This is a genomic window from Vibrio ulleungensis, from assembly GCF_016900875.1.
In the GTDB taxonomy this organism is placed as follows: Bacteria; Pseudomonadota; Gammaproteobacteria; order Enterobacterales; family Vibrionaceae; genus Vibrio; species Vibrio ulleungensis.
This window is the reverse complement of sequence record NZ_JAFEUM010000002.1, coordinates 195209-210612: the sequence shown is the minus strand read 5'-3', so window position 1 is coordinate 210612 and position 15404 is coordinate 195209. Positions and strand designations below refer to the sequence as shown.

Below are 15404 nucleotides of genomic sequence, written 5' to 3'. Positions count from 1 at the left end.
TTAAGAGGTGCGCTTTTGAGCTTTACGAACAATTGCTCGTACCATGCCTCTAAATATAAACAAATGAGCTGGAAACATAGCGTACCAATAGATAAGCCCCCAAAAACCTTGTGGGTGCCACCAAGCCTTAACGCTTAATTCGCATTTTAAGGCTTGCTCTTGCTCAATTTGTTTAACCGTAAACTCGAGCCTTCCTAAACCTGGGCCTTTCATTCCAAACAGTAAAGAGACAAATCGATTAGGCTCAATACGAATGACCTTCCATGAATCTATATGGTCGCCTAGTTGTAATTCGCGGCCTTGAGGTTGGCGTCTAATGGGTTTACCGCCCCCAACAAAAAAATCCAACCACTCGCGTAGACGCCACAGACCATTGGCATAGAAATAACCTTGTTTAGGGCTGCCAAGCCCCATGATCACATCCCATAACTGGGTTGGTGTACAGTCAGTAGCAATACTGGCGCCTGCAACTTTTGGGTAGTACCCATAACCTGGCTGCCAGCGCTTGAGCGCGGCTTCATCGAACCCCCACACTTCGCTTTTCACAAATTCGCCTTCGCTACGCAGCGTTGAAGCGACGGCGTCATCAAAAGAGATCAACTGACGGGGATAGAGCTGCTCTATTTTCTGGTTATTACCTACGAAATCGTGTTTTAAACCTTCCAGAAGAGCCTGGCCTATGGTGTGAGGGACGGACGTTAAAACCCGTAACCAAAGGCTTGCAAACTTTGGTGACAGAGACGAAAAACGCCATAATTTGTGTTTAACATTAGCGTGTTTAGCGATGATTGAAAACTGTTCGGCGTACGACAAAACATCTGGGCCTGAAACATCAATAATTGGGTCTCGTTCTTGGTTCAACGGTAGAGTGATCAGTTCGGTTAAATAGAACAGTAAATCGTCCAACGCTATCGGGTTGGACTGCTGATCAACCCACCTTGGCGCGACGATGTAGGGGAGGTGACAAACAATATCGCGCATAATTTCAAAGGCGGCTGAACCAGGACCAACGACGACTCCCGAACGAACTTCTACTACAGGAACTGGACCTTGCCGAAGCCTTTCGCCCGTTTTCTTACGAGCAATAAGGTGCTTGCTATCAGTGTTTTCTGGCATTAGCGAACTAAGGTAGATAATTCGCCCAGCCAATTCTGGTGAGAGTTGCTGAGTTAGATTAGAGGCCCACTCTAGCTCAAACTCGAGAAAATCAACGCCTTGTGCCATACCATGAACCAAAAAATATATAACATCAAATGGTTCTGAGAGTGCTGCTTGGATTTGAGCTTGATTGGCTAAGTCTAATGGGCGGATCGTCAAGTTACGGTGGGTATCAAGTCGCTGAGCAAGAAGATCGGTTTGCCGACTGCATGCGACAACCTTATGGCCTTGATTCAGTAAATGTGGCACCAAATTGCTGCCAATATAACCGTTCGCACCAATCACTAGTATGTTTTGATTCAATTTTACCTCTGTGGCTCTTATTATTGATAAAGTTCAATGTGATAGTCGAAATACACAGTAGTATTGATGTGTTTCGTGCAGCACAGTTAAAAGGGTAGCCTAATTGTCTGGTTCTACCATAACATCTAGACAAATAGTACGTTTGTAATCAATTTGTTAACGAATGCTTTTTTTAGACCACATAATGTAGTAGATTTCATGGTCGCTTAACTTAAGGACATGTCTTGCATGCTCACACTTAAAAACCTGAGTAAAGGTTTCGTTGATGGAGAAGAGTTCCACCCTGTGCTTCAGGGCGCTGAACTGATCCTAGAGCAAGGTGAACAAATAGCCCTTATGGGAGAAAGCGGCTCTGGAAAGAGTACGCTGCTCAATTTAATTGCTGGTTTAGATAAGGTAGATAAAGGTGAGATCTGGTTTGATGATTTTGCCATGCATCGTTACAAAGAGAACAACCGTGCCAAATTTAGACGAAACAATATTGGCAACGTCTTTCAACAGTATAATTTGATCCCAACGCTAAATGTTGCCGATAACGTTCGTTTTTGTCGCCAGTTAAAAGGGCATGACAACGACGATGGCTTGTGGCGGATGATTATGTCTGCGCTAGACTTATTGCCGTTGCTTGGGCGTTATCCAGAAGAGCTATCGGGTGGGCAGCAACAGCGAGCGGCAATCGCACGTGCACTCTATATGGAACCGAAGTTACTGCTTGCGGATGAGCCAACGGGAAGCCTTGATGAACGAAACGCCGAGGCAGTAATGCGGCTGTTGACCAAACTTACCCGTGATCTAGGGTGTACATTATTGTTGGTCACACACAGTAATAAAGTAGCGGAATACATGGAAAGAACCATTCGCCTTCAAGGAGGAGTATTGAATGATATGGCCCGTAGTTAAAGCACTACTTGGTCATTACCGGCGACATCCACTTCAAATCTTAATGGTTTGGCTAGGGTTGACGTTGGGTGTTTCTATATTAGTCGGCGTGCTGGCCATTAACCAGCATGCTCAAAGCAGCTACGAAACGGGTGGGCGGCTTTTTGCAAACCCTTTGCCTTATCGCATTGTTCCACAAAATATAGCGAACAAAATTCCGCAAGCCTTCTACGTCCACTTACGACGCCAAGGCTACAGTCAATGTGCCCCCTTCGAATTTTATCGAGTCCGTACCGAAGATGGTGTCGACGTGACCATTGTGGGCACTGACCCTCTTTCACTCATACAATTAAACTCCAGTGACTCTCTTGATCAGCTAACATTGTTGAGATTGCTAGAGCATCCTCACCCGGTCTTAGCGAGCCAAGCATTTTTGGACTTTATGGATTGGGAAAATGGCGATGTCATTCCTTTAATGAATGGTAATTCGATTGGACCGGTAGTTTTAGATAAAGACGAGTTTGTAAAAGGGCCTAATTTGCTGGCTGATCTCGCCTATATTCGCGAAATTCGTCAGAGTTCAGGCCTTTCCTTCATTGGCTGTAGCGAGATGCCGCAAGCAAAACTCAATGCTTTGGCTGAGTCTTTACCTCCTGGTATGAAGCTTAAAAAGAGTGACCAATCCGAATTAATTGCTCTAACGCAGGCCTTCCATCTTAATTTGACCGCGTTGGGTATGCTTTCATTTCTGGTTGGTCTTTTTATTTTTTACCAAGCGATGTCACTATCTCTTATACAAAGGCAGCCTATCGTCGGGATTTTAAGACAAGCTGGTGTTGCAGGTTGGCAGTTGATAATTGCATTAACCATAGAATTAGTACTACTTGTCTTAGTCAGTTGGATCTTGGGTAACGCGTTTGGACTGATGTTAGCAAATCAGCTATTACCTGCAGTATCGAGCAGTCTGGGTGCGCTGTATAACGCTAATGTAGAGTTAAAGCTTAATTGGAGCTGGAACTGGAGTCGCTATAGTTTATTAATGGTGATCTGTGGTGCAGCGATTTCGTGCTTTTGGCCATTGATTCGCTTGCTTCGTTCTCAACCCATTCGATTGACCGCGAGGTTGTCGTTGGTTCGCTTTGCTGGTAAAGAGTTTTCCTGGCAAGCCCTTATTGCCGCGGTTCTATGCACCATCGCTCTGGCTATTTATCAGGCGCCGCAGACCATTTTTTCTGGTTTTGTCATCATTGCACTGATGCTGGTAGGGGTTGCTTTGTTTATGCCGTTTGTCGTATTTGAAGTGCTCAACCAGCTCTCATTTAGGCTCAAAAGCATGAAAGTAAGGCTGTTTTTTGCTGATGCTGCTGCGAGTATGAGTTATCGAGGTTTGGCGATGATGGCGTTTACTCTCGCCATGACAGCAAATATTGGTGTAGAAACCGTGGTAGGTAGTTTCAGAGCAACGACACACAAATGGCTTGAACAACGTTTGGCTGCCGACATTTACGTTTCTCCGTCAAAAGAGAGTGCGGATATTGTTTCTAGATGGCTACTTCGTCAACCCGAGGTCAAAGGTGTATGGCATCGTTGGGAAGCTGAACTTCCTACACCAAAAGGGACATTGGATGTTGTCAGTATTGGTTCGAGCCTTGAAGAACTTAATGGCTTGTCAGTAAAAGTTACCATGCCAATGTTTTGGGAGATGCTGCACTCGAGCCGTTCGGTGATGATCAGTGAATCTATGGCGCTTAAAAACAATATTAGAATTGGCCAAAAAATTCCGCTGCCTGCGCCACTTGGGCAAGACTGGTTAGTCACAGGAGTATACTACGATTATGGTAACCCGTACGACCAAGTGCTGGTGTCCCATGGCAGTTGGAAAGCGACGCTTAAAACAAATGGCAGCATTGCGCTCGGGATTGACCTTTATGACAAATCAGATCGTGGTGAGTTAGTCGGTAAGTTGGTTCAAAAATACCGTTTACCTGCGGAGCGCATTGTAGAAAATGAAATATTGCATGCACGTGCTATGGCGCTGTTTGATCGCACCTTTGGTATTGCCGACTCACTAGGCAACATTACCTTAGTGATCGCCGTATTTGGGATATTTTTATCCACTTTAGCCGGCGAAATATCCCGCCAGCGTAATACTATCTTAATGCGTTGTTTTGGTATTTCGACGGCAGAATTATTAACCATTGGCGGGTTGCAGCTGCTGATGTTTGGTTTGATTTCTACCCTCATCGCTCTTCCATTAGGGCTGGCTTTAGCCAACAATGTTGTGGAGCTGATATTAAAATTTGCTTTTGGATGGACAATGCAAGTACATGTAATACCGTGGGAATACGCGAAAACGATCGCAATTGCGTTGCTTGCTTTGGTCGTGGCCGGAATTTTCCCTATTTGGCAGGTCATTATTCGATCGCCTATGAAGTCGCTTAGAGACGCGTTGTAATGGGAATTAATACTACCACCAAGAAAACGGCGTTTGCTGCTGTGATGGCTATAGCGGTTTTCCTAATTGCGTTTGCCGCTCGTTACACATTCATTGCCCAACAAAGCACCGAAAGTTCGAGCACCTTTGCCAATCGAGAGATAAACGTATTTACGGTATTTGAACCCGTACTGCCCGGCAAAGCAGTTAAGTTACCTGACGATTTTAACTTCCATCTAGATTATCAGCACGAATCCAGTACGTACTTTGCTTTATTAAAAGATCAAGAGGGGAATGAATATTGGGTGTCGTGGGATGTGTTTCGTATTGCATTAGATGAGCATCGCGGTAAAGGCTGGAAACAGCCACAGGTGTACGTATCGAATGCAGCGTTGTCGACTCGGGAAATCAATCTATTTGAGCAACGTATTGCTCGCGGTGGCATTGGACAAGTCGGTGTTGAAACGAAGCCTTTCCTGTTTTGGATTGATAGCTGGCAGTGGAAGGCTCTGACGCGTTACCCGTTGCCTGGAAAGCTTACTATTGATACCAAAACGTTTTCTTTAGATCTGAATTCGTTCTCAGTGGGTCCATATGTCCTTGAAGGTGATGAAGGCTATCGACCTAAGCACGATCTCCTACCTGTCGCCAGTTACGAATTTGGTGCACCATTTTTAAATGTTACCGGCACAATCGATCTTGATGGCAAGAAGATTGAAGTGAGTGGGACAGGATGGTTTTCCAAAGAGTGGGGCTCCAATATCCTTGAGAGCAAGCTACTTGGCTGGGACCGTTTTGGTGTCCGGTTACAAGATGGCAGAAACCTATCTATCACATTGTCTAGAATTAATGAGCAGCTTCCGTATGTATATGGTGCGCTTATTGATAAATCGGGAAGAATGATCAAATTGGGGGACGACGATATTATTATCCGCCCGATTAAGCACTCATATCAAAATGGTGGCAAAAAAATTCCCGTGACGTGGGCAATTACCATTGAGTCTCAGCAAGTTGATGTCGTGGTAGACGCCTTAAACTATACACAATGGCTGCCATCTTTAGTGCCATACTGGTCAGGAGCAGTCAAAGTAACAGGTACTCATCAAGGTGCTGGCTATATGCACCTTATGGGGTACTAGTCTGTGGATTTAAGTCTACATTGGCGAATACTTCGGTTTTCTCGATGTTTATTTCAGTAACTACCGAGTTTATTAAGTTGCAAATGCTGCATACACTTAAGTCATACAAAAGGACTTATGGAAATGCGTTATGCTTTACTGTAAGTATCGACACAATTAATTAAGGTAATAGTGATGAGTGACGTCATTAAAGACTTCTTCAAAATGGAATCCGCTGGCGGGATTCTTCTAGTAATTGCAGCAGCCATTGCAATGGTTATCGCCAATTCTCCCCTATATGGCACTTATGATGCAGTACTGCACAGTTACGTCGCAGGAATGTCTGTATCACACTGGATCAACGATGGCTTGATGGCCGTATTCTTTCTACTGATTGGTCTGGAAGTTAAACGTGAGCTGATGGAAGGCGCTCTTAAGACGCGTGAAACCGCCATCTTCCCAGCGATCGCCGCCGTTGGTGGTATGGTTGCTCCTGCGCTAGTTTACGTGTTGTTTAACATGGGTGACGCTGCAGCGTTAAATGGTTGGGCGATTCCTGCTGCTACCGATATTGCCTTTGCTCTAGGTATTATGGCGCTGCTTGGTAAACGCGTTCCTGTTAGCCTTAAAGTATTCTTACTTGCACTAGCCATCATTGATGATCTTGGTGTCATTGTCATTATTGCTCTATTCTACAGTAGCGACCTGTCAGCAATGGCATTAGCTGTAGGTTTTGCAATGACGGCTCTGTTGTTCTGGATGCACCACAAACGCGTCTCTCAGACTCGTTGGTACTTGCTAGTTGGCGCAGTGCTGTGGTTCGCAGTTCTTAAGTCTGGTGTTCACGCAACCTTAGCAGGTGTAGTACTTGGTTTTGCTATTCCACTTAAAGGCCAAGACGGCAAATCTCCACTTAAGAAGCTAGAACACGCATTACACCCGTACGTTGCGTTCCTAATCCTGCCAATATTTGCTTTTGCTAATGCGGGTATTTCGTTGGAAGGCGTATCACTATCAAGCTTAGCAGCGCCACTACCTATGGGTATCGCACTAGGTCTTCTTGTAGGTAAACCGCTTGGTATCTTCACGTTTAGTTTTGCAGCCGTTAAATTTGGCTGGGCGAAACTGCCAACAGGTGTTCGTTTTAACCATATCTTCGCGGTATCAGTGCTGTGTGGTATTGGCTTCACAATGTCGATTTTCATCTCGTCACTGGCCTTTACTGACCCATCACTTGGATTTGATACATTCTCGCGCTTGGGCATTTTGATGGGGTCAACTTTGTCTGCTTTGATTGGTTATACGTTGCTGAGCAAATCACTGCCAAAAGTTGCTGCTGACGCTGAAGTAGAGCAAGTGACAACGAACAGCTAAACACAAGAAAATCGTTTCAACAAAAACCGCTCTTACGAGCGGTTTTTTTATGTCTGTCGATCGGGGGATGTTACGAGCGTAATGGTTTCTAACTGCAAAAGGGACAAAAAAAAGGCCCATTCAAATTTGAATGAGCCTATACAAACATAGGAGTTAATGAAAAATTAGCAGCATCGCAACGGCAGAAAAAAGAAACACAGATAGAAATCACATTCAACCAAGTATCTACCGTTCACATTAAATAAGACCCGGCTAACCAACAAAGGTTCAAAAATAATTCATTTTTTTTTGGCGTTGATGTGATCTGAATGTTTTGTTGCGCTCTTGTTAATGTGATGTTGTTGGGGTAGTATTCAAACAGGTGTTTAATACGAGTGATTGAAACGTGCATAAAGTGAATACAAAAGAGAAGATTGTGCAAGTCGCGGAAGGGTTGTTTGCAGAGCAAGGGTTTAACGACACTTCATTGCGCGCTATTACCAGTAAAGCCGATGTCAATCTCGCTTCTGTTAATTACCATTTTGGTGACAAAAAGAGTTTGATTAGAGCTGTTCTTAATCAGTATCTAGAAGCATTTATGCCTGCCTTGGGACGAGCTCTAACCGAACTTGAGCAACAACCTCATCACGATATGCAAGCCGTTTTCGAAGCCATCAAAAAGCCACTAATGAATCTTAATGCGGTTCGCGACAATGGTGCGAGTCGTTTTATGTTGTTAGTGGGTCGAGGCTACTCTGATGTTCAGGGCCACCTGAGATGGTTTATTACCAATCACTACGATGACGTATTACAGCAGTTTATTGCCGCTGTTCACCGCGCAAGCCCAGACCTAACACGGGAGCAACTTTTTTGGCGGTTGCACTTTGTATTAGGGACATGCGTTTTTACTATGGCCAGCAGCCAAGCTCTAATGGAGATTGCGTTTAGCGATTTCGGTAGGGCCGCGGATTCAGAAGTGATCATTAATCAGTTGATCCCTTTTCTTGCCGCAGGCGTAAGCGCTAATAACTAAATAATATTATAAAGATAGATGTGAAAGAGAAGGATGAAAGTATGAGTTCGCTAAGACAAAAATGGATAAGTGACCCAGCCTTTAAACTGTTCAAAAAAGTGCTACCACCGCTTTCTAGTACCGAGAAAGAAGCGATGGAAGCGGGCAGTGTATGGTGGGATGGTGAATTATTTAGTGGTAAACCAAACTGGTCCACTCTACACAACTATCCGAAGCCTCAGCTAACGGCGGAAGAGCAAGCGTTTATGGATAACAAGGTTGAAACCTTATTGTCTATGCTTGATGACCATAAAATTGTGGTCGAGGATAGGGACCTTCCGAAAGAAGTGTGGGATTTTATGCGAAAAGAGCGTTTCTTCTCGCTGATCATTTCTAAAAAATTCGGTGGTCTTGAGTTTTCTTCATTAGCTAACTCGACCATTGTCACCAAAATTGCTACGCGCAGTCTTAGCGCAGCGGTTAGCGTAATGGTACCCAACTCATTGGGTCCTGGTGAGTTGTTAAGTCACTATGGTACGCAAGAGCAAAAAGATTACTGGTTGCCACGTTTAGCCGACGGCACTGACATTCCTTGTTTTGCATTAACCGGACCTGAAGCTGGCTCGGATGCAGGCGCGATCCCTGATCAAGGCATTGTGTGTACACAAGAGTTTGAAGGAAAAGAAACGCTGGGTATTCGCCTTACATGGAACAAACGCTACATCACTCTTGCTCCTGTCGCTACAGTACTTGGTTTGGCGTTTAAACTTAAAGATCCAGAGGGGCTAATTGGTGACAAAGCCGATCTAGGGATCACCTGTGCACTTATTCCTGCGGATCATGAAGGCGTCGAAATTGGCGAGCGTCACGACCCACTTGGTCTAGCATTTATGAATGGTCCTACACGAGGCAAAGATGTCTTTATACCGATGGAGTGGATCATTGGTGGTCAAGAGTACGCCGGGAAAGGTTGGCGCATGCTGGTTGAATGTTTGTCAGCGGGACGCGGTATCTCTTTACCTGCTCTAGGTACGGCAGTAGGGCATCTAACCGCTCGTACTACAGGTGCGTATGCTTATGTACGTAGACAGTTTGGTATGTCTATCGGTAAGTTTGAAGGTGTAGCAGAAGCGATGGGGCGTATCGGCGGACTAGGGTATCTGTTAGAAGCGTCACGCACCTTAACCACCACCTCACTCGATATGGGAGAGAAACCCGGCATCGTGACTGCGATTGCTAAGTACCATATGACCGAAATGGCACGTACTTTGTTGAACGACTGTATGGACATCCACTCTGGACGAGCGATACAAGTAGGGCCAATGAACTACCTTGGGCATCACTATGCGGGTATACCTGTCGCGATTACGGTTGAAGGTGCAAACATCCTAACACGTAACCTGATGATCTTTGGTCAAGGGGCAACCCGTTGTCACCCTTACGTGCTTAAAGAGATGGAAGCTGCGGCCAATCCAGATGCCAAAGAAGGTGCTAAAGAGTTTGATGCAGTTTTGTTTAAACACATTCAACACGCGTTGGGCAATAAGTTAGGTGCATTAGGCTCGGCGCTAACGGGTTCTCACTTTGTTGGTAAGCCAAGTGGTCCACTGGGGCGCTATTATCAGCATCTTACTCGTCTAAGTCGCGCATTAGCTTTTTCTGCAGATACGGCTATGTTGACACTCGGTGGTGAGCTAAAACGCAAAGAAGTGATTTCAGCGCGTCTTGGTGATGGCTTGAGCTACCTATATCTTGCGTCTGCGGTACTGAAAAAATTCAAAGACGATGGTTCGCTTAAGCAAGATTTGCCGTATGTTGAATACGCATTGCAACACTGTATGCATCAGGGCGCTAAATCGTTAGAAGAAGCGTACCGCAATTTCCCAAGCAAGGTTGCTGGACTAGGACTAAAAGCCGTTGTATTCCCATTGGGTAACCACTTTACGGCTCCTGATGACAAAGTGACTTTGGAAGTGGCTCAATTGATGATGGTACCGGGTGAGCAGCGCGATCGTTTAACCAATCTTTGCTACTTTGAAAACACTACTGAGGACTCAGTAGGTCTAATGGAGCTAGCGTTCGAGGCAATGTACGGTATTAAAGATCTTGAGAAAAAGCTGTTTAAAGCTATCAAAGAGAAAAAGATATCTAAGGCGCTTCCGCTATACGAGAAATTGGATGCAGCGCTAGAGCAAGGTATCTTTACCGAGCAAGAAGTGGATAGAATTAAACAAGCCGATGAACTTCGCTACCAAGCGATTCAGGTAGACCACTTCAGTCACGACTTTTCACAGACGCTAACGAATGGACCTCAAAGTCCTGCTAGCAGCAAAAAAGTCGATGATGCTGCTTAAGCAACGTTAAGTGAGTAATAAAAAAGCCAGACAATGTCTGGCTTTTTTGTGTGTAATATAGAATTAAAACTTCAAACTCAGTTGATAACCTATAAACGTTGGATCGTATGAAGCACCTGAGTCGATTGCAAAACTAGTTGCATTTGGATCGTCAAACCATTGGTTAAACATCAACTTACCTTCGGCGTCGCCACCCCAAGCATCGGTTACCCAATAGTGAATGTGACCCACTGGGTTTAAGAAGAACAGAGTGAAACTACCAAATCCACTTGAGCCCCAAACTTCGCCATCGTTTGCCAAAATGTGCTGTTCGCCTTGTAACATTAACTCACCAACAACGGCGCCAAACATGGGTGTAATAAAGAGATCTTGCCAAGAAGGTACTTCGGCAAAGGCTTCTACGCCATACTCCCAGAATAGCCCAGACATTGCTGCGGAGTAGAGGAAAGACTCGAACTCGTTAAAGCCTGCGTGGCGAGCAGAGGTATAGTAGACACCACCAAAGTAGGGATGCATTACATAGTTGAGGAAGTGTTCATCTCTGTCCCAAACTGGGCCGGCTTTGACATTTTCTTTCCACTTATCACCGAGGTTACTAAGATCACGAGATTCTTCATCCCATTTGGTGATGCTTTCGGGTAGCAGAGTCATAATACCAACAGTAACAATACTCAACCCTAGAATGGTATAAGTTTGCTCTGCGAGGTAATTCCAATCTTTTTCAGATTGTAGGGTAAAATGAATAGGAAGGTCTGGTTCGTCAAAGCGCAAATAGTCATCGGCGGTAACGGTGGATTTATTAAAAGCCAATGGTTCTGAACAATAACTGATGCTATTTAGACAGCTATTATTATGGTCGGACGTAAGTGAGAAATCTTCAAACGCTGAAGCAGTCGTTGAAACAGTGGTTAATAGCGCTGCTGCTAAATATTTACTGCGCAAAACTTACCTTCCTTGGAGACAATTCGTTTTGAGATTATCGCTTATTATTTGCAGTTTTAAAACCTATCTCACGTAAATCTCTCAATTTGTTTCGGTTTTGATGCGTAATTGATAATTTACTGAACTGATTTTAACCGCAGACTTTGCTTTGCAGATACAAGGTAGGATTTGTTTGGGTGCTAAATAGGCCATAGCAAAGCCAATATACTCGACATCACCTTCATCGAGTGTGCAGCGACAGGCACCGCAGTGCCCGTCGCGACAGTTGTACTCTGGAATCAAATCGCTACTCTCCATCGCTTCTAGAAGCGTTTGATCGTCTTCAGCGCGAATTTGAGTCAGCTTGTTCAGAGTTACTAGATGCATTACAGCTCGAAGTCCTCGAAATCGGTCGCCGACACTTCGTTATCGATTTGACCAACAAGGTAAGAGCTTATTTCTGCTTCTTGTGGAGCAACCTGTACATTGTCCGATGAGAGCCAAGCATTAATCCATGGAATAGGGTTGCTTGTTGCGTCTGGATAAGCGGCGTCAAGACCGACAGCTTGCATACGAACATTGGTAATGTATTCCACGTACTGGCAAAGAATGTCTTTGTTCAAGCCAATCATGGAGCCATCTTTAAACAGGTATTCAGCCCACTCTTTTTCTTGCTCAGCCGCTTCTTTAAACAGATCAAAACAGTCTTGCTTACACTCTTCGGCAATTTGCATAAAAGTGAAGTCGTCTTGCCCGTTACGCAGCAGATTCACCATATGCTGAGTCCCGTTAAGGTGCAGCGCTTCATCTCGTGCAATCAACTTGATGATTTTAGCATTACCTTCCATCAACTCACGCTCAGCAAAGGCAAATGAACAGGCGAACGAGACATAAAAGCGAATCGCTTCTAGCGCATTCACAGACATTAAACATTTATAGAGCTGTTTTTTAAGCTCGTACAAACTAACGTTTACGGTTTCGCCGTTGATTTGATGTGTGCCTTCGCCAAGACGGTGGTAATCACCAGTCATTGCGATGAGATCATCGTAATAATGTGAGATGTCTTTGGCGCGTTTGACGATATGCTCGTTTTCGACAATATCGTCAAATACGACGGCAGGGTCTTTAACGATGTTACGAATGATGTGCGTGTATGAGCGAGAGTGGATGGTCTCTGAAAACGACCAGGTTTCAATCCACGTTTCTAGCTCTGGCAACGAAACCAAAGGGAGTAGGGCAACGTTGGGGCTACGTCCTTGAATGGAATCTAACAGAGTTTGATATTTAAGGTTGCTGATGAAAATATGTTTTTCATGTTCTGGGAGGTTGTTGTAGTCGATACGGTCGCTCGATACATCAACCTCTTCCGGGCGCCAGAAAAAGCTCAATTGTTTTTCGATAAGCTTTTCAAAAATCTCAAACTTTTGTTGGTCATAGCGAGCTACGTTAACCGGCTGGCCGAAAAACATAGGCTCTTTTAGTTGGTCGTTTTTCTTTTGGGTAAATGTACTGTAAGCCATTTTAACCTCTTTGTAATGAGGGGCGTAATCGCCCCTTTATTAATTCGTTCACGGTTAGACGTTAAATCTTACAACCGCCGCCTGCACAATCGTCGTCTTGTTCTACCACGACACCGCCTTTTTGTTGTTCGTCTTTAGCACCATCACGAGTGTTATGATAGTAAAGTGTTTTCACGCCGAACTTGTAAGCAGTTAATAGATCGCGAAGCAGTAACTTCATTGGCACTTTGCCGCTGTCGTGTACGTTTGGATCGTAGTTGGTGTTAGCCGAAATCGCTTGGTCTACGAACTTTTGCATAATACCAACAAGGTGTAGGTAACCGTTGTTCGATGGAATAGTCCAAAGCAGCTCATAGTTCTCTTTATACTTCTGGAACTCAGGAACAACTTGCTTAAGAATGCCATCTTTTGATGCTTTGACAGAGACGTAACCACGTGGTGGCTCTATGCCGTTGGTGGCGTTAGAGATTTGAGACGATGTTTCCGAAGGCATTAGTGCAGTCAGAGTAGAGTTACGTAGACCGTGCGTCATGATCTCGTCTCGCAGTGCATCCCAATCGAAATGCAAAGGCTCGTCACAGATCTTGTCCAAATCCGCTTTATAAGTATCAATCGGCAGCAAACCTTTCGCGTAGTTTGTCTCATTAAATAGCGGACACGCACCTTGCTCTTTGGCTAGACCAACAGAGGCTTTAAGCAAGTAGTATTGAATAGCTTCAAAAGTTCGGTGAGTGAGACCATTTGCGCTGCCATCAGAGTATTTGACGCCATTTTTAGCTAGGTAGTAAGCGTAGTTAATTACGCCAACACCTAGAGTACGGCGGTTCATCGTTGATTTGTACGCCGCTGGTAATGGGTAGTCTTGATAATCGAGTAGTGCATCTAATGCTCTCACTACCAGGTCTGCAAGCTCTTCAAAATCATCGAGTTCATTAATTGCACCAAGGTTGAAAGCAGACAACGTACATAGGGCGATTTCACCTTCGTCATCTTCAACGTTGTTTAGTGGCTTGGTTGGTAACGCAATTTCTAAGCAGAGGTTAGATTGACGAACAGGCGCTACTTTAGCGTCAAACGGACTGTGAGTGTTACAGTGGTCGACATTTTGAATATAGATTCGGCCAGTCGATGCACGCTCTTGCATCAATAATGAAAACAAGTCTACCGCTTTGACTTTTTCTTGGCGAATGCTGGCATCGTTTTCGTACTTCACGTATAAACGTTCAAATTCGTCTTGATCTTCAAAGAAGGCATCGTAGAGCCCAGGTACATCGGATGGAGAGAATAGAGTAATGTCTCCGCCTTCTACTAGGCGACTGTACATCAGTTTATTGAGTTGAACCCCGTAGTCCATATGACGAACACGGTTTTCTTCTACGCCTCGGTTGTTTTTCAGTACCAGTAACGACTGTACTTCACCATGCCAAAGTGGGTAGAACACCGTAGCTGCACCACCACGAACGCCACCTTGAGAACAACACTTCACAGCAGTTTGGAAATACTTATAGAAAGGAATACAACCGGTGTGGAATGCTTCCCCGCCACGAATTTCAGATCCTAGTGCGCGAATACGACCGGCATTGATACCAATACCAGCGCGTTGCGAGACATAACGTACAATCGAGCTTGAGGTTGCGTTGATAGAATCTAGGCTGTCACCACATTCAATCAATACACACGAGCTAAATTGACGTGTCGGAGTACGAACGCCAGACATAATTGGTGTTGGCAGTGAAATCTTAAACGTTGAGGTCGCGTCATAAAAACGCTTAACATAACTTAAACGAGTGTCGCGCGGATAGTTCGCGAAAAGGCAAGCAGACACTAGGATGTATAAGAACTGCGCACTTTCGTAGATTTCACCTGATACACGGTTTTGAACAAAGTATTTACCTTCCAGCTGTTTTACAGCGGCGTAGGAAAAGTCCAAATCGCGTTTGTGATCGATGTATTCACCAAGCTCTTCAAGTTCTGCTTGAGAGTAATCTTCCAAAATATGGCTGTCGTATTTTCCCATGTCGACCAAGCGTGCCACGTGTTGATAAAGCTTTGGTGGCTCGTATTGACCGTAGGCCTTTTTACGCAGATGGAATACCGCCAGGCGTGCTGCGAGGTATTGGTAATCAGGTGTCTCTTCGGAGATAAGGTCTGCAGCCGCTTTGATGATGGTTTCGTGAATATCTGAGGTCGAAATGCCATCGTAGAACTGGATGTGAGAATTGAGTTCTACCTGCGAAACAGAAACGTTTTCTAGGCCTTCCGCGGCCCAAGTAATCACTTTGTGGATTTTGTCGAGATCAATGTTTTCTTGACGTCCATTCCGTTTAGTGACGGTAAGTTGTTGGTTCATTT

Annotated in this window: 11 protein-coding genes; 6 read left to right on the top strand and 5 right to left on the bottom strand. The window is 44.7% G+C overall.

Annotation, left to right across the window (positions count from 1 at the left end; genetic code table 11):
* The gene (locus JQC93_RS05885; RefSeq protein ID WP_205157552.1) at positions 1-1461 is read right to left on the bottom strand and encodes a DUF2867 domain-containing protein; all 1461 of its coding nucleotides are present in this window, start codon (positions 1459-1461) and stop codon (positions 1-3) included.
* 228 nt (positions 1462-1689) lie between these two features.
* Between JQC93_RS05885 and JQC93_RS05880 the strand changes: the two genes are divergently transcribed.
* The 6 genes from JQC93_RS05880 to JQC93_RS05855 all read left to right on the top strand — a co-directional run bounded on the left by JQC93_RS05880 (position 1690) and on the right by JQC93_RS05855 (position 10611).
* Complete coding sequence (locus tag JQC93_RS05880) at positions 1690-2361, top strand: ABC transporter ATP-binding protein (protein WP_205157551.1); 672 nt, start codon at positions 1690-1692, stop codon at positions 2359-2361.
* Positions 2342-4795 (top strand): ABC transporter permease, encoded by a 2454-nt coding sequence (locus tag JQC93_RS05875; protein WP_205157550.1) that lies wholly within the window; start codon positions 2342-2344, stop codon positions 4793-4795. The genes JQC93_RS05880 and JQC93_RS05875 overlap by 20 nt, the downstream gene beginning before the upstream one ends.
* Positions 4795-5913 (top strand): lipocalin-like domain-containing protein, encoded by a 1119-nt coding sequence (locus JQC93_RS05870; RefSeq protein ID WP_205157549.1) that lies wholly within the window; start codon positions 4795-4797, stop codon positions 5911-5913. The genes JQC93_RS05875 and JQC93_RS05870 overlap by 1 nt, the downstream gene beginning before the upstream one ends.
* Positions 5914-6087: 174 nt before the next feature.
* Complete coding sequence (nhaA, locus tag JQC93_RS05865; protein ID WP_205157548.1) at positions 6088-7266, top strand: Na+/H+ antiporter NhaA; 1179 nt, start codon at positions 6088-6090, stop codon at positions 7264-7266.
* A 385-nt stretch (positions 7267-7651) separates the two neighbouring features.
* A complete protein-coding gene (locus JQC93_RS05860) occupies positions 7652-8278 on the top strand; it encodes a TetR/AcrR family transcriptional regulator (protein WP_328833354.1) in 627 nt (208 codons plus the stop codon).
* Positions 8279-8319: 41 nt separating this feature from the next.
* Positions 8320-10611, top strand: a complete 2292-nt coding sequence (locus tag JQC93_RS05855; RefSeq protein WP_205157546.1) for an acyl-CoA dehydrogenase — start codon at positions 8320-8322, stop codon at positions 10609-10611.
* Between the two features lie 63 nt (positions 10612-10674).
* Here JQC93_RS05855 and JQC93_RS05850 read toward each other — a convergent pair whose 3' ends face one another.
* From JQC93_RS05850 to nrdA, 4 genes are all read right to left on the bottom strand, one after another.
* Positions 10675-11553 carry a DUF3943 domain-containing protein gene (locus JQC93_RS05850; RefSeq protein ID WP_205157545.1) on the bottom strand — a complete coding sequence of 293 codons (879 nt, stop codon included), beginning with the start codon at positions 11551-11553 and terminating at the stop codon, positions 10675-10677.
* A gap of 81 nt (positions 11554-11634) precedes the next feature.
* On the bottom strand, positions 11635-11919 hold the full coding sequence (locus tag JQC93_RS05845) for a 2Fe-2S iron-sulfur cluster-binding protein (RefSeq protein WP_205157544.1): 285 nt from the start codon (positions 11917-11919) through the stop codon (positions 11635-11637).
* Positions 11919-13052, bottom strand: coding sequence for a class Ia ribonucleoside-diphosphate reductase subunit beta (gene nrdB / locus JQC93_RS05840; RefSeq protein WP_205157543.1), 1134 nt, complete (start codon positions 13050-13052; stop codon positions 11919-11921). The genes JQC93_RS05845 and nrdB overlap by 1 nt, the downstream gene beginning before the upstream one ends.
* Before the next feature lie 61 nt (positions 13053-13113).
* On the bottom strand, positions 13114-15402 hold the full coding sequence (gene nrdA / locus JQC93_RS05835; protein ID WP_205157542.1) for a class 1a ribonucleoside-diphosphate reductase subunit alpha: 2289 nt from the start codon (positions 15400-15402) through the stop codon (positions 13114-13116).
* Positions 15403-15404 lie beyond the last annotated feature (2 nt).